The following is an 18,851-nucleotide window of genomic DNA, read 5'->3' on the forward strand; positions in this document are numbered from 1 at the left end:
ACCTTGCGCCGCTCTCTAGCACGCTATTTATAGACTGTTTTCGAAGAAGCAGCAGCGTTCAGAATTTACTCAGCCCTGCTTCCTGGATAGCCTGCAACGCGCTCTTTGTCATGCCGCTTGCAGTAGTCCTTGCGAAACCCATTGAGCTATACCACAGAATTTAATTCGGCGATTTCTTTCATTTTTATCATCTTCATTTAGCATCTGAAAGAAATGCACATCCTATTGCCGACATAGCAAAAATAGATTGGTGATATGAAACGTTCGATCATAGGATGTGCTCGGTTTTCTCCTGAATTGGGATTGCAACGTGAAATTACTCAAGACACAGATCGCAGCAAGCATTTTTTCCATCGCCTCGGCAATCGCCGCTGCGCAACCGGTGTACGCTGAAGATATGACACGGGATAGTGGCTCACCTGTCGGCGACAACCAGAACTCCCAGACCGCCGGTCCTGAAGGTCCGGTACTGCTGCAAGACTCGCATCTGATCGAGAAACTGCAGCGCTTCGACCGGGAGCGCATCCCGGAGCGCGTCGTCCATGCACGCGGCACGGGTATCTTCGGCGAGTTCGTGCCTACCGCTGATATCAGCGCGTTGACCACCGCCAAAGTGTTCACGCCCGGCACGAAGACTCCCGTCTTCGTGCGCTTCTCGACCGTCATGGGCTATCGCGGATCGCCTGAGCAGGCGCGCGACCCGCGCGGCTTCGCGGTGAAGTTCTATACGCAGCAAGGCAACTGGGACGTCGTCGGCATCAACTGGCCGCTCTTCTTCATCCGGGACGCGATCAAGTTCCCAGACTTCGTGCATGCGAACAAGCCGTCCGCCGTGACGGGCGTGCAGGATCCGAATCTGGCCTTCGACTTCTTCGCCCATACGCCGGAAGCGACCAACATGCTGACGCACCTCTACACCGACGAGGGAATGCCTGACTCATACCGTCACATGGATGGCTTCGGCGTGCACGCGTTCAAGTTCGTCAATGCCAAAGGCGAAGTTCACTACGTGAAGTTCCACTGGAAGAGCCGTCAGGGCATTGAGGGAATCCGCCCGCAGGATATTGCTCATTCGATCGGCGCCGACTGGAATCTGATGACCGACGACCTGTACAACTCGGTCAAGGCGCATTCGTATCCGCAATGGGATCTGTACATCCAGATCCTGTCGCCGAAGGATCTGAACAAGTTCGACTTCGATCCGCTTGACGACACGAAGGTGTGGCCGTCGTCGATTCCTGAGCAGAGGGTCGGGACGATGACGCTCAACCGGGTTCCGGACAACTACTTCCAGTCCACCGAAGAATCGGCATTCGCGCCGTCCCGCCTCGTGCCGGGCATCGAGCCTTCCGAGGACCGGATGCTGCAGGGCCGCCTGTTCGCGTACGCTGACACGCAGATGTATCGCCTGGGACCCAACTACAACGACTTGCCTATCAACCGTCCTGTTGTGCCTGTGTATAACAATAACCAGGATGGCTTGATGAATTCCGGCGATCGCAAGGGTGAGGTGAACTACGAGCCCTCCAGCATCGCGGAGATCTCGCAGCAGTCCCGGTACAAGTCCGTGCAGACGCCGCTCAGCGGAACGACGCAGCAAATGGCGATCCACAAGACGCTCGACTTCCGTCAGGCTGGCGAGTATTACCGGACGCTGTCCGAAGCCAACAAGACGGATTTGGTCACGGCACTGTCGGGCGATCTGGGCCATGTAACAAACGACGCGAACAAGTACACGATGCTGTCGTACTTCTACAAGGCTGATTCCGATTACGGCACCCGCCTCGCACGCGCCACGCACGCGGATCTCTCACGCGTGCAGGATATGGCGTCGCACCTTAGCGATAACTGAAGTCAGTAAGCGAGGCGCACGGGTCCTGCGCAAGCAGGCCCTCGCGTTGCCTGAATACGATTTCCGACGGAGAACGTCATGCGAGGTTTTTCTACTGCGCGGCGAGTAGTTCGAAACGCAGCCGTGGCAGCGATAGCCGCACTGTTGACTGCGAGTTGTGCGGAGCACGTTTATCGGCCAGGAACGTATTCCAGCACGGTTGACACGCGCGGATACACCGATGACTGGTTCGCCGCAGCGCGCGAAGGGCGCACCGATATCGTTCAATTACTGATCGACGCACACTATCCGGTCGAAACCGCGACGCCTGAAGGATATACGGCGCTCATTCTTAGCGCCTATGACAATCACCCGGACACGCTAAAGGCGCTTCTTGCCGCACACGCCAACGCATGCGCCGCCGACAAGCACGGCAATACCGCGTTGATGGGCGCACTGTTCAAGGGCGAAACGAACATTGCGCAGATATTGCTCGGGACGCGCTGCCCTATCGATCAAACCAACAACGCAGGGGAAACGGCGCTATCGTTTGCTGCGCTGTTCGGCCGGCTCGATATGCTTGCGGTGCTGGTGGCGCACGGAGCGAACGTCAATCATGTCGACGCACGCGGAGGCACCGCGCTGCAAATGGCCATCTCGCAACACAATACCGCCGCAGCCGATGCGCTGCGCCAGGTCGGCGCTACGCAGTAATGTGCAGGAACGCGATCAGCTTGCGGAAATTTGACCGAAGAAGTTCCGTTCCGTCTTTTTTACTCGCTCAAAGGCGCGCCGGGTTCATCCATGCTCGTTTCGCAACCGGTATCCTCGGCGGCGTCGCTCACGCGAAACGCCGGGAATTTCGTAGCAAGCTCGGCGGTTACGTTTGCATACCGCTCTGCGTTCACGCGAAAGTATTGACGATGCTTCCAAGCATGCCGTTGGCACTGACAGGCGGTGCGCTCGCAGCTTCCGCTTCGACGAGAGCCAGGGCGCCGCTTTGCGGCGTACGCGCGGCAATCCCCTGCGAGGACTGCTGCATCACTTGCATGGCGACGCTTGCGGCACTTTGCATAACGTTCATGATCTCTCCTTTATCAAAGGCGCAGACGTTAGCACGTCTTCCGATTTTGCGCAGATCACCAATTGAATTCGCCGCCGCTTGTAAGCGCGGAAAATCGCGCCGCGGCTCTAGATGACACGAATGTCATCTTGCCGACTGATTTGCGACATGCAGGAGCCGGTATGTTGATACGTTCTCAGAGGCCTATGTGCAGCTCCGTTGTTTCGTTTGCGCTTGCGACCCAAGTCTCAAAAGGTCACAAGCGGGTTTGGCAGAACCATTTTTCGAAGAGCGAAAGCAAAGGAATACCACGGGGTTGTCTTCAATGACGGAAATCACTGCCGTAGTCAGCATCAGGATTGCAGATATCACGCGTCTGACCAACATATTCGGCGAGGAATCGACTCAACAGGGTCTCACTCAGTTCGGCGAGGAAGCAACAGCTTTGCTAAAGCGGTTGCTGGCTCAGCATGAGATAATTGACAGATATCGTTCTGATGGCGACGGACATTGCTCTGCTTGTTTCCGTGTGCTGTCGGGAGGCTTGCCGCGTGATGCCAGCGAAGCGGCGCAGGCCATAGAAAAGGCAGGGCGTCATCTGATTCGCGAGCGGCTACTTGCTATTTTTGGCGGCGGGACAGGCGCCCGGATCAACTACGATCTCTCGGTGTTCGTTTTGCCTTCCGAAGCAGTCTCAGGAGATGCCAAAACAACTTGGTTTCAATGGACGAAAGATCGATCGAGGTCCCAACCGAAATATCAACATAGGGACCGGGACAACTCATCGACCAGAGTGAGAGCAATTCTGCGCGAACGCTCCGTGCAGACCGTGTTGCAGCCGATAGTGCGCATTAAAGACGGTGCAGTGACGGGTTTTGAAGCCCTTTCCAGAGGTCCGCAACGCACGCCATTTGAGCGCCCGGACTTGCTCTTCGACGCAGCCCATGCCGCCGGCTGTGCCGTGCAGATGGAACTATTGTGTGCTGAATTGGCTCTTGAGCGCACCAAAGGCAAGCTGCCGCCCGGGAAGTTTTTGACCATCAATCTGGGCCCGGATGCCTTGACCCTTGCTGCGGAAAAGCTGCTGTTAGCAGGTCGGCAGGAAGTCATGTTCGAACTGACCGAGCACTTGCCGCTCATCGAAGCCGAGGGTTTGCGAGACGCGGTCGAACGCCTGCGTACCATCGGCATTGGCTTGGCCCTGGACGACACGGGCTGCGAATTCGCAGACCTCGATACCGTCCGCCTGTTGAAGCCAGAAATCGTCAAACTGTGCATTACAGTGATCCGCAATGCCGATAAGGGTGCGCCCTTTGCAGCCGCTATTCGCGCGTCGGCTGAACAGCTCAGTAAGCTCGGCTGCAAGGTGCTTGCTGAAGGTGTCGAAACGGCAGCCCAGCACGACGCATTGCAGAACTGCGGCATCGAACTTGCGCAAGGGTGGCTTTACGGCAAGCCGGTGGCCGTTGGGTCAGTGCCCGGCGGCAGGTGACCTAACGGCCGGGTTCGCAGAACGATTTCGAAAGAGCTTGCGCGCACCGAAGTGCACTGAGCACCGCCGCCCGCGCACAGCGTTCAGTTGACGCGACAGCTCTGTCGTTTAACGCTGATTTCATTCTCATAGTAGGCAGCCGCTCGAACTCCGTTGCGTTTCGCCGCTACGTCCGTTTCAGCAGCGACGTATCCACCGGCAGCACACGAATCCGCTGGCCGGTCGCATTGAAGATCGCGTTGCAGATAGCCGCTGAAGTCGGTGGCACGCCCGGCTCGCCAACACCGCCCGGCGGCGCATCGCTCGGTACGATATACACGTGTGTCTCGGGAACGGAATCGATACGGGCAACCTGGTAGTCCGTGAAGTTCGATTGCTCCGACGCACCGTTGCGGAAAGAGAGTTCGCTGTATAACGTGTTGCCGAGCGCCATCACCACCGCACCCTCGAACTGCGCAATAACGCGATCGGGATTGACGATGCGCCCGCAGTCGACGGCCAGGTCGACGCGTGTCACACGCACCGAACCGTCATCGGCCACCTGCACATGCGCGACCGCCGCCACGTAACTCAGGAAGCTGCGATGTACCGCAATCCCGCGGCCATGCCGCGCCGGCAATGCGGTCGACCACCCGGAGCGCACGGCGACCGCGCGAACCACTGCCGCATAGCGGGCGGTGTCGATCGGATACTCGTCGATCGAAGCGCCGTAGTTAGGATAATCGACCCCTAGCGCATGCAGATCGACATGCCGCGGAGTGCCGAGAAGCGTGAGCAGGTGCTGCACCGGATCCTGTCGCGCGGTCGCGGCAAGTTCATCGACAAACGACCCTAACGCGAAGCCGTGGGGAATGTTGTACACCGATCGATACCAGCCGATGCGCGTGTGTGCAGAGGCGGCGCCGTTCTCACACCGCACGTTGGCGATGTCGTAGGGCATGTCGGTCACGCCCTGCCCCAATTCACCCGCCGCCCCGTAGCGAACATCAGCCTTGAACGTCGAACTGATCGACGGAAACACCGTGCGGTGCAACCACGCGACCGTCTTGCCTTGCGCATCGAGCCCGCCTTCCATGTGCTGGGCGCACACCGCATGGAAATAGTCGTTGCGCACATCGTCTTCGCGAGTCCACGTGAGCTTCACGGGCGCGCCGACCTCACGTGACAGGAACGCCGCCTCTGCCACATAGTCAGGCTTGGACTTGCGGCCGAAGCCGCCGCCCAATAACGTGACATTGATCGTCACGGCCGGCTCCTGCACGCCGAGCACCTGTGCCACGGTCGTGCGAGCCTGCTGCGGATTCTGCGTCGCGGTCCATACTTCAACCGCACCATTCGCATAGGACGCGGTCGCGGCGAGCGGCTCCATCGCCGCGTGCGCCAGGTGCGGCACGTAGTAGTCCGCCGAGACATGGTGGGCGGCGCGCTTTAGCGCAGCCGCTGTGTCGCCATTGTTGCGAACGATTTTGCCCGGCTGCCGCGCGGTGTCCTCGAGCGCCTTGCGATAAGTCTGGCTGTCATAGGATGCATTCGGCCCAAGGTCCCAGTCGAGCTTCAATTTCCGCCGCCCTTGCATCGCTGCCCAGGTGCTCGTCGCCACCACCGCGATGCCGCCCAGCGGCTGGAAACCGGCAGGCAGCGGGGCGGCGGGAATACGCACCACATGCAGCACGCCGGGCACTTTCATCGTTTCGGTCGAATCGACGCTCTTGAGCGTCGCGCCATAGACCGCCGAACGTTCGATCGACGCATAGGTCATTCTGGGCAACACGACATCGATGCCGTAGGTCGCCCGGCCGTGGACGATGTCGTCAAGGTCGACGATCGGCAGCGACTTGCCGATATAGCGCCACGTACCCTCGTCTTTCAGATGCAGCTTGTCACGGCCCGGCACCGGCTGACGCGCCGCCGCCGCTGCAAGCGCGCCGTAGGCCACGCGTCGCCCGCTCGCCGCATGCACGACATGACCTAGCTCAGTGCGGCAGGTCGCCGGCGCCACGCGCCATTGCACGGCGGCGGCCGCCACGAGCATCTGCCGCGCCGTGCCGCCTGCTTCGCGCAACGGCTGGAAGAACTGGCGGATGCTGCGCGAGCCATCGGTGTTCTGGTCGCCATACTTCGCATCGCCTTGCGCCTGCACGACCTTGACGGCGTTCCAGTCGGCGTCGAGCTCGTCGGCAAGAATCATCGCGAGACTGGTGCGGATACCGGTCCCCATCTCCGAGCGATGCACGACCAGAATGATCTCGCCGGACGGCGCGACCGAGACATACACGTTCGGTGCGAAAGCCCCTTTAGCGCCATTCGCAGATGACAGCACACTCGCCGCGAACGCGGTACCCGCGCCGCCGATCTGCAAGCCCAGCACAACCCCGCTCGCCAAGGTCCCTTTCAACACCCCGCGCCGGCTCAGATTGACGATTTCTCCCATCACGCCTCCGACGCTGCGGCCTTAATAGCGGCCTTGATGCGTTGATAGGTGCCACAGCGGCAAACATTGCCGGACATCGCTTCGACGATCTGCTCGTCACTCGGCTTCGGCGTCTGTTTGAGCAGCGACGCGGCCTGCATGATCTGCCCCGGCTGGCAGTAACCGCACTGCGGCACATTGGCGGCTTTCCACGCACGCTGCACCGGGTGATCGCCGCCTTTGCCGAGTCCCTCGATTGTCGTTACGGGCTTGCCCTGAACATCCGACAGTGCGGTCACACACGAACGCACAGCGACACCGTCCAGATGGACCGTGCATGCGCCGCACGCACCGACCCCGCAACCGAACTTGGTACCGTGCAGCCCGAGCAGATCACGGACTGCCCACAGCAGCGGCATGTTCGCATCCGCATCGACGTTGTGATGAACGCCGTTCACAATGAGTTCCATCAACTGATTCCTCGTAGTCGACACGAACGGCACGAAGTCGTCATGCGCCGTATCGCTTTACCCGCCCAAGCCTATCAAGCTCTCGCCTGATAGGCGTTGCACCATCCCGCGCCGCTCACCTGCTTCGCACCGAACAGCGCGCAAAGCGCGCTCGTGTCGGCTGGCTTGCCCTGATAGAACTGGCAATTCGAGCAGCGCTGGGTGGCGCTGAAGCGCGGATATTTCGCGTGATCGACGCGCGATGCGTCGGTCCGGTAGCCGAGCGCCTGCGCGGCCGGATCGCTTTCCTGAAGCTGCGTGGGCGCGGCCCACGCCGTGCCGCCGGTTATTGCCAGCGCCGCGGCGCCAACGGTATGCACAATGAAAGTTCGTCGATTGGTTCGCATGTTCAATACACTCCTTTCACGACACCAGAACACGTTGCGGCGGCGCCATAAACTCCGGGCCTACCGGGTCCTTGACGAATTGCGAGACGATCGCGTCGATTTGCGCAAAGGCCTTGTCGTCGAGGCGCCAGCCGAACGCGGCTTCGAGTCCGTCCAGTTGCGACGGACGGCGCGCACCCCACAGCGCAATCGTCGGGCCGCGGTCCAGCACCCAGCGCACGGCAAGCGCAAGCACCGACTTGTCGAAGTTATCGCGCGCGAAGACGTCCAGTGCTTTCACAGCGTCGACATACTGCTGACGACGCGGCGCACGGAACTTCGGGTCATGTTGACGCAGATCGTCGCCCTCGAAGCGCGTTTCGGCACCGATGCGGCCTGCCAGCAATCCGCGGCACAGTGCGCCATAGGCGAGTGCAACCAGCCCATGCTGTTTCACATAAGGCAGCACATCGCGGTCGATGTCGCGTTCAAACAGGTTATAAGGCGGCTGCGTGGTGGACAGCGGCGCCACGCGGCGGAACGCGTCCATTTGCGCGGCAGAGAAATTGCTGACGCCGAGCGCGCGAACCTTGCCCTCCTTGCGCAGGTCGTTCAGCACCGCGGCCGTCTCTTCGATTGGCACGAGCGGATCGGGCCAGTGAATCTGGTATAGATCGATGTAATCTGTCCGCAAGCGGCGAAGTGTATCCTCTACTTCGTGACGAATGCGCTCCGGCGAAGCATTGCGAAATACCTTGCCGTCCTGCCATTCGAGAGCGACTTTAGTCGCGATGACTGCCTTGTGGCGATATCCATCGGCCAGCGCTTTGCCGACGATTTCCTCCGATGCGCCGAAGCCATACGCCGGCGCCGTGTCGATAAGATTCACGCCGCTGTCGAGCGCCCGGCGGATCACCGCAATCGAGTCCTTCTCATCAGTGCCGCCCCACATCCATCCGCCGATCGCCCATGTGCCCAGGCCAACGCGCGATACAGGTGTCGATAAACCCTCAACTTCGATTGTTTCAATAGTCATGCGATGCTCTCTGGTTAAAGCGCCGCATCCATGTCGAATGCGGTTTGAGAAAATGCGACGTGCCCAAAGGACGGGCAGGCAGGTCGATTATTTCAGCCGCATCCGGCGATCACAAGAAGGCACCTGAAGGTTCCATACTTTCCCCATGGAAACAAATTGCTACGACGGCCCTCACGGCGCCGAGAACCCACAGAAGAAAACTGATGACCTCGCGCGCAACGTCATCGAGCAGATCGCCGACAAGTGGACGATCCTTGTGATCGACGCGTTGGGCACACATGGCGAGATGCGTTTCTCGCGGCTACGCGATGAGGTGGGGGGCGTCAGTCAGAAGATGCTCACGAAGACCTTGCGGCAGCTCGAGCGCGACGGCCTCGTCACGCGCTATGTGCATCCCGTGATACCGCCTCGTGTCGACTATCAGTTGACGCCGCTAGGCCGCAGTCTGCTCGACAAGATCTGTGGGATCTGGGACTGGGTGGAAGCACATATGACGGAAATGGAATCGGCGCGACGGCAGTTCGATCTCGGCGAAAAGCGTACCGATCGCTGACTGGTTCCGGAATTGATCAAGACGCCTTGCTGGTCAATCAGACCAGCCATGCCGCCTACGGATGCTTCAGGCATGGCCATGACGTTCACGCCAATACAACCCAATGATTGCCGGAGGTGATGGTTCGCACCGAACCCATCCATTCCTCCCGGCGACGAGGTCACAACGGCCGCAGGTTTCCCTAACAATGCGCTTGCTCGATGAGGCCGGGAGACTACATCGACAGCATTCTTGAGCACGGCTGGAATGGAGCGGTTGTATTCCGGAGTAACGACCAGAACCGCATCCATTGCTGAGGCGTCGTGTCTGACAGTTTTCCAGGCTACCGGCGTGTCATCCTCGAGGTCCTGGTTGTATAAACACAGCGCGCCTATCTCCACGATCTGCAGCGACAACCTTTGAAGTGCAATCTGCGCGAGTGAGTTGGCCAGCATGCGATTGTGGGACTCCTGGCGAAGACTGCCAAACAGTACAGCAACTTCATAGGGTTCCGACATGGGCGCTCCGTTGATGACAGAAGGGTATGTTTAGGTTGGACAATGTGCGTCGCAAATGCCCCGGCTGAAGATCAGGTTAGATGGGCGAGACAAACACGACCATCCTACGAACGACATAGACCGCTCATATAGGGGAATGGCTGTCTTATACGAGCGTATGGCGGCGTGACGGATAACGGCTCGCGGAACATGCCGCAAAACACGAACAGTCGGTTGCTGGACTCTTCGACATATACATACGTATGAGAACGCGGCGGTCCCGGAGGACTGCGGTAACCGTTCGTAGAAACGTCTTCTTTGCGGCGTCCGCCTATCTTGTCATTCGAACGATTTTTAGCGGCGCTAGCCTAGACTTCATTAACTGGCACGAATGGATCGTATTGGGCGACCACGGCGCGATTACGACTGCCGCTCTCTATAGGGACATTTATCCATAGCGAGCCCTAAGACGAAAGTGTCATGGCCGCAATACGTTGCGACGTCGCAGCACTCTGTAAGCGCAATGGCTGAACGCGGAACGCGCCGGTTACCATGAGTCGTGTTCCGTCAATGAGCCTATGGAATCCTAACTTACGCGGATCGATCGTCCGATACCGCACCAGTTATAACCTTCTTCATCGGAGTGCCTCGAACATGACCCCTCCTTCGCGCCCGCAGCACCGCCGCGTTCACCAGTTTGCTCTCGTGCTTGGCTTCCTGACCGCCGGAGCAGCGCAAGCTGCTCCTGCAGACAACCCGCCCCCGCCGCCAGGCCAGCCCAGTGCATTGATCGCCGATACCGAGTACACGACGCGCCTGTTCGGCCGCACGCCGGTCGAGGAGGCCATTGCAGTAACGCGCCATGTGTACACGGCTTCCCTGCCACCGGCAGCGCCGGGCGAGGCCAACAAGGCGTCAGACCGCCCCTGGGCCGTCACACTGCTGACCCCCGATGACGAGATTGCCGGGATCAGCGCGACCGAGCTCATCCATTTCCCCGACAATGCGCCGGTCCTGTTTGTCGGTCCCGACGGGATTCCGCCGGAAACGATGGAGGAGCTGCGCCGCCTGCATCCCGTCGGGATTGCGAGGCACGATGGTGTGCAGGTCTTTGCGGTCGGCGCCGCCGCCAATCCCGCGGTGATGCAGCAGCTCACCACGCTCGGACTAAAAGCGGAAGCGATCACGGCAGCGGACGACTTCGCGCTCGCCGACCGGATCGACGAGATCTACGGCCACATTGAGAACCCGGATAGCGGGGTGCCGACGATGATGACCTCTGCAGCCGGGGGCGGCGCCGGGGTCATGGACGTGTTCGTGGGATCGACGGAATCACCGGGCCTGATGCTGCCCATCACGCACTGGATCTCCCACATGCCCGGGGCGGCGGTGTGGATCGATCCCAAGGCGGATCATCTGCCGGCGCCAACGGTCGACGCACTGAAACGGCGCATGGGCAAGGCCATTATCTACGTGATGGGCGGCCCGCAACAGGTGCCAGAAGAGCTTGTGCGACAACTGGGCCAGTACGGCATGGTAGCGCGAATCACCAACGATGATGCCGTTGCGTTCAATGCACCGCCCGCCGACAATCCGATTGCTGAGAGCGTCGCATTTGCCCGCATGTGGGATCCGATGGGGATGGTCGGCTGGAACGCGAACGGCGCCGGCCATGGCTTCACACTGGTCAACGAAAATGACTGGCAGGGGTGCGTGGGATCCGCGATCCTGTCACATCTCGGCTTCCACGCACCCCTGCTCCTGTTGAACGATCCGAACCGGCTTCCGGCGCCGGTCTCCGACTACTTTGCCGTGGTGCGCCCAACATTCCTCGTTTCTCCCGGCGACGGCCCATACAACATGGTGTATGTGGTCGGTGACTACGCGCGTATCTCGTGGCCCGTACAGGTTGGGGTGAACGCGTCGCAGGAGATGGCAAACCGCCACGACTCGGCCAATGGCAGCGTCTATATCGCACCGCGCTGAAGCGCGACGCAATCCGGTCGCGAGCCACGCGACTGATTGCGGAGCAGGGCCATCGCCTTCGTGTTCGCCCTCGGCCTGGAGTTGATCCGACACGTACGGGCCGACAGGTTTGGACAACTCGCAGCTGTGTCGCAAGCAAGCGCGACAGTGTTCCGGTGGCCGTAAACCGTCAGCCGGTCATACGCGGGTATAGGACACTTATTCCCAAGCCGGAGAAGCCCGGTCCGTTCGTAGAATGGGCATGCTGATCTTGCAGGCATAACCTTCAGGCTGGGTTTCCCGTTAAGAACCGACAAGCCGTATCAGCTATTAATGGTGGGAGCATATGCCTGATCAGTATCGTGACGACGCCCCTATGGAATTCAGTCTCGGTCGGCGCAGGATAGTCGTGGGAGGCGCACTTCTTTTGGGTGGGTTTGCAGCCTTCCCGACACTATCGGCTACTTTGCCGGATGTCGCTTTGCCGGACGACCCCTTGACACGATTCATGGATATCTCGTCGCTCCTGATTCCGCACCAACTGGATAGAGCCATCGGCAAAAGACTCATTAGCGCCATGAGTGCGGCGACTCCGTCGCTTCCCGATCACATCATCGAATTGCTCGCGATTGCCAGAAAGAAAAATGCGCACGTCGTCGAAGACTTTTTTCCCGACGTTCCGCAAGGCCCTTTGAAAGGGACCGCTCTTTCGATCATCAGCGCGTGGTACATGGGTGTACTCACCGACGCTCCAGGCGCGGAAGTCTTTGCATACGAATTCGCGCTGATGTACCAGCCGACGGTCGACGTCATGACTATTCCGACCTACGCGAAATCGGGGCCGAGCGGTTGGAGTGCAGATGCGCCTCCGTTGAGCGACATGCCGAAATTCTAATGAGCGTTTTCGGACAAGAGGAGCTTCCAGATGGCAAATGAATACAGCGCGGACGTCGTTGTCGTGGGGACGGGTGTCGTGGGTTGCCTGATCGCGGAACACATGCTGGACGCAGGCCTGTCCGTGCTGATGCTCGAAGCAGGCCCCCGGGTTGACCGCTGGCGAATCGTGGAAAATTACCGCAATCTGCCTCCCAGTCTTCGGCTCCACTTCGATGCCCCCTACCCACCGAAACCGTGGGCGCCGCATCTGGAATCGCGCACCGACGCAGAGGCGGTCGAATATCTTCAACTGGAAGGGCCCGATGCCCGGGCCTTCCGCCAGGGCTATGTCCGCTATGCAGGAGGCGCCACCTGGCACTGGGCAGGTATTTGCTGGCGCATGGTTCCGGACGATTTCCGCCTGAAAACCCTTTACGGGGTTGGACGGGACTGGGCGTTTGACTATCACGTACTCGAACCCTATTACACTCGCGCAGAATACGCGATGGGCGTTTGCGGTCCGGCTGACCCCGCGCTGCAATGGCCACCGATACGCTCCAGGCCTTATCCCATGGGGCCGCTACCGTTTGGGCCTGGAGAGCAGCGTTTTACGGAAGCCGCTGCCAGACTCGGACTGAAGAACCTCCCCGCGCCTCAGGCGCGCAACAGCGGGGTTTCATACAACGGACGGCCACCGTGTTGCGGCAACAACAACTGCTTTCCTGTTTGCCCCATTGCAGCCAAGTACGACGCGGCATCGGCCCTGCCGAAAATTGAGGCGAAAGGCGGCAGGATTCGGGCCAATGCAGTGGTCTACCGGATTGAGACCGACGCGAAGCATTCCGTCCAGGCGGTCCACTATTTTGATCCGGACAAGGCTTCGCACAGAGTCACTGCCAAAGTCTTTGTGATCGCATGCAACAGCGTAGAGACGCCGAAACTTCTGCTGCTTTCCAAGGACGAGCACAACCCCAATGGGGTTGCCAACAGCTCCGATCAGGTCGGGCGCAATATGATGGATCAGCCGAAGCTGATCGCGGAAGTGACGTTTGCAGAGCCGCTGTGGACAGGGGTTGGACCGGTTCAGAACAGCAGCATCATGAACACATCTCAAGGCGACTTCCGCAGCCGCCATAGTGGCGCGATGATACGCATGGAGAATTTCGCCCGCAGTGGCATTGGCGGCGCTGCTGCATTGAAAAAAGGACTGGTCGGCAACGCGCTCGACGCTGAAATTCGACGGCTCTCGGCGTGCACCGCAAGGTTGACCATCGAACATGAGCCGCTCCCGCAGGCGCAAAATCGTGTGACGTTGTCGAGCAAGAAAGATTGGCTTGGCATCAATAAGCCAAACATCTACAACGACGTCGGGGATTATGTACGTCGCAGCGCGAAGGAATATACCGTGCCGCTGCTCAGGCGCCTGGCCGCGGAACTTGGCGCCACTGACTTCCAGCTCTCCACCCAATTTCTGAACAGCGATCACATCATGGGCGGCTGCATCATGGGCGCCGATCCCGCTACGTCGGTGGTGGATGTCGACTGTCGTTCTCACGACCACCATAACCTGTTCTTGCCGGGCGGCGCGGCGATGACGACTGGAGGCAGCGGAAATAGCACCATCACCATGGCGGCGTTAGCACTGAAGGCGGCCGACGGTATTGTTGATCAACTCAAGCACGGCTAATCATGCGCAATTTCAGTCATCGTTTATGCCGCGTGCTCGTCCTGTTTGCCGGCTGCATGGCGGCTGCTTCCTCCTACGCCGCTGATGGCCCCCCCGAGACCGCTGCGTTAATCAAACGCGGTGAGTATGCCGCCAAAGCTTCGGACTGCGCGGCGTGCCACACCACCGCGCAAGGTAGGCCTTTTGCAGGCGGGCTTCCTCTTGTTTCGCCGCTCGGCACGATCTACTCGACCAACATCACGCCATCTAACGAATTCGGCATTGGCCGCTATACGGAAGAGCAGTTCTCTCAGGCTATCCGGCACGGGATCCGGGCAGATGGCGCAAACCTCTACCCCGCGATGCCCTATACGTCGTATTCGATCCTCACCGATGACGACGTACACGCGCTCTACACGTATTTCAGGTTCGGCGTGACGGCCGTGAACGTACGGGCGCCGGACACGAAGCTGCCGTTCCCGATGAACCTACGCGCGTCGTTGAAAGTGTGGAACCTGCTGTTCCTGAACAAGGATGCCTATCAGACAAATCCTCACCAATCCGCAGAATGGAACCGAGGCAGGTATCTGGCACAGGGCGCCGCGCATTGCAGTGTGTGCCACACTCCGCGCGGCTTCATGATGCAGGAAGAGGCCGGACTGGAGCTCTCCGGTGGGCAAGTGGGAACCTGGTACGCGCCAAACATCACGTCGGACACAGCAAGCGGTATTGGTAGCTGGACCAGGGAACAACTGGTGGAGTACCTGCGCACCGGGCGGCTGCGCGGTAAGGCGCAGGCTGCGGGAGACATGGGAGAAGCGGTCGAGCACAGCTTTCAGTACCTCTCGGCGGCGGATGTCGAGGCCATTGCGACTTATGTGAAGAGTGTTCCTCCGATTCATGACGCACGGGACAGCACATCGCGCTTCACTGCCGGAAAAATGTCGTCTGACCTTGCCACCTTGCGCGGCACCGATGGGATCCGGTCGGACAACGATGCCCATCCTACCGGCGCGGAACTGTTTCAAGGTAATTGCGCCTCCTGTCATTCGGCTCAAGGTCAAGGCAGTAAGGATGGCTACTATCCCAGCCTGTTTCACAACTCGGCAACAGGATCGGTGAATGCCAACAACCTTATCGCCACGATCCTTTACGGCGTAGATCGCACGACGTCCAAAGGTCAGGCATACATGCCTGGATTCGGAGGCAAGCCCACTGATTTCACCGCTCTAAGCGATGAGGAGATCGCCCTTGCGGGCAACTATGTCCTTGTTCACTACGGGCGTGCCGACATCCCTATCACCGCGCAAGACGTTGCCGAGGTGCGCCGCGGCGGGCCCACGTCTGCGCTTCTTGCGCTCTCCCGCATAGGTATCGCGGCAGGGGTGGTCATCGTGCTCCTGATCCTGGCTTTTGTCACCGTCAGGAGAAGAAGGCGTGCCCACTGAGGTTCCCGGAGACAACGTGATGAGAACTCTGCTAGCCGCGCTCGTCGGCGAGCTATCTGTCAGCCACCGGTTATGCACAAAGTAGCATCACGTTGTACGGTGACGAGTTTGGCGGTCAGGGCAGTCGGCACACTGACCTCCACCTTCTGGATTGTGGCTTCAAACAGCTGGATGCAGACCCCGCAAGCGATTACCGTTGAGAATGGCCACGTTGTCCCTCAAGACTGGTTTCAGATCATCTTCAATCCATCCTTTCCCTATCGACTGGCACACATGGGTATAGCGGCATTCATCGCCGCTGCGTTGATAGGTACGGTGATCATCATCCCCATCATTCTTGCTTACACGACTGCTGGCTACTGGGTATTCCGCGGCAAAGTTCACCGTGGAACGCATGACTAATGATCTTATACACGGAGGAAGTGATGCCACAAAAAACTGAACATTGGAGCCGTCTATACGGAACCCGAATGACCTTGCCCTCGTTTGACGAATCCCATAGCTGGGTGAATTATGCGGCTTCGCCTCTCTGAGCTGCGACCCAGTTCTTTTCGAACGTCATGGGGCTGACGTAATTGAGCGTCGAGTGTAACCGGCATGCATTGTAAAAACCCAGCCAGTCAATTACCTCATCCATCGCGGCACGCCGCGTGGCGAAATGTCTTCCATGCATACGTGCGACCTTCAGCGAACCCCACAGACTTTCGGTCGGCGCATTATCCCAACAATCGCCGCGTCGGCTCATCGACGAACGCATGCCATAGGCCTTCAACGTGTGCTGAAACAGGCCGCTGCAATACTGGCTACCCCTGTCGCTATGCACGATTACGCCGGAGTCAGGGCGTCGCCGGAACCACGCCATGCGCAATGCGTCCGTGACCAGTTCGGCCTTCATGTGCGGCTGCATCGACCAGCCAACCACCTGCCGACTGAACAGGTCGATGATGACCGCGAGGTACACCCAGCCCTCGGCCGTCGCCAGATACGTGATGTCGGTTGTCCAGGTCTGGTTAGGCGCTGTGGCAGTGAAATTGCGCTCCAGCAGATTTGGCGCAACCGGCAAATCGTGGTTCGAGTTTGTCGTCGCGACGTACTTGCGCTTGTGGCGGGCTCGAATGCCGTGCTGCGCCATCAGCTTGCGAACCCGCTCCTTGCCCACGCGTACACCACGTGCGAGCAGTTCCTTCCACATGCGCGGCCAGCCGTATTCGCCCTTGACCTGTATGTGAATGGCCTTGATGTTTGCGAGCAATGCATCGTTACTCACGCGGCTTCGGTGAGGCTTGTCCTGTACGCTGCGTCGCTGGCGCTGATGATATCCGCTGGGACTGACTTCCAGCACTTCAGATAGCACCGAGACTGGCCAGTGGCGTCGATTACGCTCAATGAATGCGTACTTCACATCGACTCCCTGGCAAAGTACGCGGCGGCTTTTTTTAAAATGTCGCGCTCCATCTTCAGGCGAGCTACTTCGGCACGCAGCCGCGCCAGCTCCATCTGTTCCGGGCTCACAGGCTTCGTGCCTGCGCCCGCCAGCTTGCCTTCCCGGTCAGCCTTCACCCAGTTGTACAGCGTCTGTTCAACCACGCCCAGTGTCGCCGCCACCGCTGCCATGCTTTGCCCGGCCTTGACCAGCCGCACCGCTTCCAGCTTGAACTCGAGCGTGTACTGCGCTCGCTTTGCCTTGCTTGTCATCGTTCTTCTCCTTGCTTGAGTTTACCTGCTCAGCAAGGGATTCGTTTTTCGGGGGCAAGCTCAGAATGATGTGGCTTGTCATTCTGTGGTGCGTAGGGTTTGCCGCTGCAATGCTGACCGCGCTCCCATTCCGTCTTCTTGTCGCAGCCGCGATGAACTGATGGACGGACGTCGCGTCGGAGAGAGTTCCGTCGCGACCACGATGCCCGCCCGAGGCGTTTGCCAAAAATTGAGCTGTTGCCCCTCAGTACCGCATCAGGCTGAAACCGGATTTCCCTGAAGTTCCCACACGTTGGCAGGCGGGGCGTTTCGCCAGACAGTGCAAACCCTGCGCCAGACAAAACCCGCAGGCGCCGCAAATGGAGCGCGTAGCCGGTATGAGAACTGGACGAGGCGGCGCGCCTGGTCTACACGCAAAACATCAGTCAGCGCTTCCACTGTTGGGCGCACAATCCCGGCCGGCAATGACCTGAAGGGCAAGCCCGACACGACTACCGTTTTCTGAGGAAGATCGTGTAGCACAGAGACATTTTCGTGGAATGCGCCGGCGACCACCTGAGCATGAGGAAACCGCGCGTGCAGGCCGTCAGCGAGTTGCTCCGACAGTTCGAATACAACCAGACGCGCCTCTGGATTACGATTCGCGAGTGCCTGGGTAATGGCGCCTGTTCCCCCACCCACTTCGACGATAGCGTCAAAAGCCTCCGCCCCATCAGCCATGGCAGCGGCGAGATATCGGGAAGACGGTGCAATAGCGCCGACAGACATAGGATCCTGCAACCAATGCCTAAGAAATTTAGCTTTCACGTTAGTCGAAAAGGGTAAAGGAGCGCATAGCCGTCGCGCCTATACATCACTGTGCGCCGCCAGGCACATTGGACGGCAACGGACGAGGTAGACCTCGGGCGGTCGCTATCACTCTCAGCACCGAAACGTCCGCAACCACGACGCGAAAACACCGCGAGCGCGCCCTTGTCGATGCGCCGTTGGCAGATCCTTGCCGCCACTCACCGACTTCGCTGTGAAAAAGAGAGCCGGCCTGAGCCGGCTCGAAAGGTGGTTCCATTTGCCCACATCAGGCGCGTGGAACCGGCGGGGATCATTGTGATAACACCACGTCGACGAAATCAGAATAGGCGGATAGACCCACAAAAACCATTCTACGAACCGGTTGCGGCAGTCCTTCGTGAGCGTAGTGCTCTTATACGTGTGTATATCGTCGATGTGGTGACGGGAAGGTTCTGCCTTAGCAGGGGTCCCGCAAGTAGTTACCATCAATCAGTCATACGCAGGTACAAGGCTACCATGAGGCTGACCACGCCGAGCGATTTCGGTTGCAATGCCGGCGGCGTGCAGTGGACGTCGATACTTGTCGTGGTCGTAGCCCCTGTCGCCCTGAACGACCCGAGGCTTCGATAGTGGTCTGCCACGCTTGCCGCCGATCGGCGGGATTGCCTCGACCAGCGCTTGAAGTTGAGTGACGTCGTTACGGTTGGCGCCGGTCA

15 protein-coding genes and 3 pseudogenes are annotated in these 18,851 nt (G+C 59.5%); 9 read left to right on the plus strand and 9 right to left on the minus strand.

Annotated features, from left to right (window positions below):
• Window positions 1-397 precede the first annotated feature (397 nt).
• Entirely contained in the window at window positions 398-1,852 is a 1,455-nt protein-coding gene (locus tag JMY24_RS31570) for a catalase (protein ID WP_193425416.1), read from the plus strand.
• 78 nt (window positions 1,853-1,930) lie between these two features.
• Window positions 1,931-2,545: an ankyrin repeat domain-containing protein gene (locus JMY24_RS31575; RefSeq protein WP_413231283.1), complete on the plus strand. Its 615-nt coding sequence runs from the start codon at window positions 1,931-1,933 to the stop codon at window positions 2,543-2,545.
• 190 nt (window positions 2,546-2,735) lie between these two features.
• Here the strand turns inward: JMY24_RS31575 and JMY24_RS31580 are convergent, their stop codons facing one another.
• Complete coding sequence (locus JMY24_RS31580; RefSeq protein ID WP_128598254.1) at window positions 2,736-2,915, minus strand: hypothetical protein; 180 nt, start codon at window positions 2,913-2,915, stop codon at window positions 2,736-2,738.
• A 304-nt stretch (window positions 2,916-3,219) separates the two neighbouring features.
• Between JMY24_RS31580 and JMY24_RS31585 the strand changes: the two genes are divergently transcribed.
• Window positions 3,220-4,386 carry an EAL domain-containing protein gene (locus tag JMY24_RS31585; RefSeq protein ID WP_128598253.1) on the plus strand — a complete coding sequence of 389 codons (1,167 nt, stop codon included), beginning with the start codon at window positions 3,220-3,222 and terminating at the stop codon, window positions 4,384-4,386.
• Window positions 4,387-4,552: 166 nt separating this feature from the next.
• Here JMY24_RS31585 and JMY24_RS31590 read toward each other — a convergent pair whose 3' ends face one another.
• The 4 genes from JMY24_RS31590 to JMY24_RS31605 all read right to left on the minus strand — a co-directional run bounded on the left by JMY24_RS31590 (window position 4,553) and on the right by JMY24_RS31605 (window position 8,667).
• Window positions 4,553-6,817: a xanthine dehydrogenase family protein molybdopterin-binding subunit gene (locus tag JMY24_RS31590; protein ID WP_201703520.1), complete on the minus strand. Its 2,265-nt coding sequence runs from the start codon at window positions 6,815-6,817 to the stop codon at window positions 4,553-4,555.
• A complete protein-coding gene (locus JMY24_RS31595; RefSeq protein ID WP_128598565.1) occupies window positions 6,817-7,269 on the minus strand; it encodes a (2Fe-2S)-binding protein in 453 nt (150 codons plus the stop codon). Before JMY24_RS31595 ends, JMY24_RS31590 begins: the two co-directional genes overlap by 1 nt.
• 71 nt (window positions 7,270-7,340) lie before the next feature.
• Window positions 7,341-7,652: a high-potential iron-sulfur protein gene (locus JMY24_RS31600; protein WP_128598564.1), complete on the minus strand. Its 312-nt coding sequence runs from the start codon at window positions 7,650-7,652 to the stop codon at window positions 7,341-7,343.
• A gap of 16 nt (window positions 7,653-7,668) precedes the next feature.
• A complete protein-coding gene (locus tag JMY24_RS31605; protein WP_128598563.1) occupies window positions 7,669-8,667 on the minus strand; it encodes an aldo/keto reductase in 999 nt (332 codons plus the stop codon).
• A 145-nt stretch (window positions 8,668-8,812) separates the two neighbouring features.
• Between JMY24_RS31605 and JMY24_RS31610 the strand changes: the two genes are divergently transcribed.
• On the plus strand, window positions 8,813-9,220 hold the full coding sequence (locus tag JMY24_RS31610) for a winged helix-turn-helix transcriptional regulator (protein ID WP_201703522.1): 408 nt from the start codon (window positions 8,813-8,815) through the stop codon (window positions 9,218-9,220).
• A 68-nt stretch (window positions 9,221-9,288) separates the two neighbouring features.
• Here JMY24_RS31610 and JMY24_RS39685 read toward each other — a convergent pair.
• Window positions 9,289-9,717 (minus strand): annotated as a pseudogene (locus JMY24_RS39685) (NADPH-dependent FMN reductase); the annotation flags it as partial.
• 633 nt (window positions 9,718-10,350) lie between these two features.
• On the opposite strand from JMY24_RS39685, the gene JMY24_RS31615 reads away from it, so the two are divergent.
• The 5 genes and pseudogenes from JMY24_RS31615 to JMY24_RS38645 all read left to right on the plus strand — a co-directional run.
• Window positions 10,351-11,682: a hypothetical protein gene (locus JMY24_RS31615; RefSeq protein WP_128598561.1), complete on the plus strand. Its 1,332-nt coding sequence runs from the start codon at window positions 10,351-10,353 to the stop codon at window positions 11,680-11,682.
• A gap of 355 nt (window positions 11,683-12,037) precedes the next feature.
• Complete coding sequence (locus JMY24_RS31620; RefSeq protein WP_201703524.1) at window positions 12,038-12,556, plus strand: sorbitol dehydrogenase family protein; 519 nt, start codon at window positions 12,038-12,040, stop codon at window positions 12,554-12,556.
• Window positions 12,557-12,586: 30 nt separating this feature from the next.
• Complete coding sequence (locus JMY24_RS31625; protein WP_128598559.1) at window positions 12,587-14,224, plus strand: GMC family oxidoreductase; 1,638 nt, start codon at window positions 12,587-12,589, stop codon at window positions 14,222-14,224.
• A gap of 2 nt (window positions 14,225-14,226) precedes the next feature.
• Window positions 14,227-15,651 carry a c-type cytochrome gene (locus JMY24_RS31630; protein ID WP_201703526.1) on the plus strand — a complete coding sequence of 475 codons (1,425 nt, stop codon included), beginning with the start codon at window positions 14,227-14,229 and terminating at the stop codon, window positions 15,649-15,651.
• A gap of 72 nt (window positions 15,652-15,723) precedes the next feature.
• Window positions 15,724-15,960 (plus strand): annotated as a pseudogene (locus JMY24_RS38645) (cytochrome ubiquinol oxidase subunit I); the annotation flags it as partial.
• Between the two features lie 202 nt (window positions 15,961-16,162).
• Here the strand turns inward: JMY24_RS38645 and JMY24_RS31640 are convergent.
• The 3 genes and pseudogenes from JMY24_RS31640 to JMY24_RS31650 all read right to left on the minus strand — a co-directional run.
• Window positions 16,163-17,346 (minus strand): IS3 family transposase gene (locus JMY24_RS31640; protein ID WP_201703528.1). Its coding sequence is split into 2 segments (ribosomal slippage): window positions 16,163-17,079 and window positions 17,079-17,346, totalling 1,185 coding nucleotides; the frame shifts between segments, so codons are not numbered across the junction.
• Window positions 17,347-17,601: 255 nt separating this feature from the next.
• The gene (locus JMY24_RS31645) at window positions 17,602-18,153 is read right to left on the minus strand and encodes a class I SAM-dependent methyltransferase (RefSeq protein ID WP_201703530.1); all 552 of its coding nucleotides are present in this window, start codon (window positions 18,151-18,153) and stop codon (window positions 17,602-17,604) included.
• A 492-nt stretch (window positions 18,154-18,645) separates the two neighbouring features.
• Window positions 18,646-18,851 (minus strand): annotated as a pseudogene (locus tag JMY24_RS31650) (transposase); the annotation flags it as partial.

The sequence above is a fragment of the Paraburkholderia kirstenboschensis genome (assembly GCF_904848585.1).
In the GTDB taxonomy this organism is placed as follows: Bacteria; Pseudomonadota; Gammaproteobacteria; order Burkholderiales; family Burkholderiaceae; genus Paraburkholderia; species Paraburkholderia kirstenboschensis.

What these genes read in the sequence shown, in the direction of transcription:
- JMY24_RS31570 (WP_193425416.1), top strand. Translation starts at nt 398, where the DNA reads ATGACACGGGATAGTGGCTCACCTGTCGGCGACAACCAGAACTCCCAG.
- JMY24_RS31575 (WP_413231283.1), top strand. Translation starts at nt 1,931, where the DNA reads ATGCGAGGTTTTTCTACTGCGCGGCGAGTAGTTCGAAACGCAGCCGTG.
- JMY24_RS31580 (WP_128598254.1), bottom strand. Translation starts at nt 2,915, where the DNA reads ATGAACGTTATGCAAAGTGCCGCAAGCGTCGCCATGCAAGTGATGCAG.
- JMY24_RS31585 (WP_128598253.1), top strand. Translation starts at nt 3,220, where the DNA reads ATGACGGAAATCACTGCCGTAGTCAGCATCAGGATTGCAGATATCACG.
- JMY24_RS31590 (WP_201703520.1), bottom strand. Translation starts at nt 6,817, where the DNA reads ATGGGAGAAATCGTCAATCTGAGCCGGCGCGGGGTGTTGAAAGGGACC.
- JMY24_RS31600 (WP_128598564.1), bottom strand. Translation starts at nt 7,652, where the DNA reads ATGCGAACCAATCGACGAACTTTCATTGTGCATACCGTTGGCGCCGCG.
- JMY24_RS31605 (WP_128598563.1), bottom strand. Translation starts at nt 8,667, where the DNA reads ATGACTATTGAAACAATCGAAGTTGAGGGTTTATCGACACCTGTATCG.
- JMY24_RS31610 (WP_201703522.1), top strand. Translation starts at nt 8,813, where the DNA reads ATGGAAACAAATTGCTACGACGGCCCTCACGGCGCCGAGAACCCACAG.
- JMY24_RS31615 (WP_128598561.1), top strand. Translation starts at nt 10,351, where the DNA reads ATGACCCCTCCTTCGCGCCCGCAGCACCGCCGCGTTCACCAGTTTGCT.
- JMY24_RS31620 (WP_201703524.1), top strand. Translation starts at nt 12,038, where the DNA reads ATGGAATTCAGTCTCGGTCGGCGCAGGATAGTCGTGGGAGGCGCACTT.
- JMY24_RS31625 (WP_128598559.1), top strand. Translation starts at nt 12,587, where the DNA reads ATGGCAAATGAATACAGCGCGGACGTCGTTGTCGTGGGGACGGGTGTC.
- JMY24_RS31630 (WP_201703526.1), top strand. Translation starts at nt 14,227, where the DNA reads ATGCGCAATTTCAGTCATCGTTTATGCCGCGTGCTCGTCCTGTTTGCC.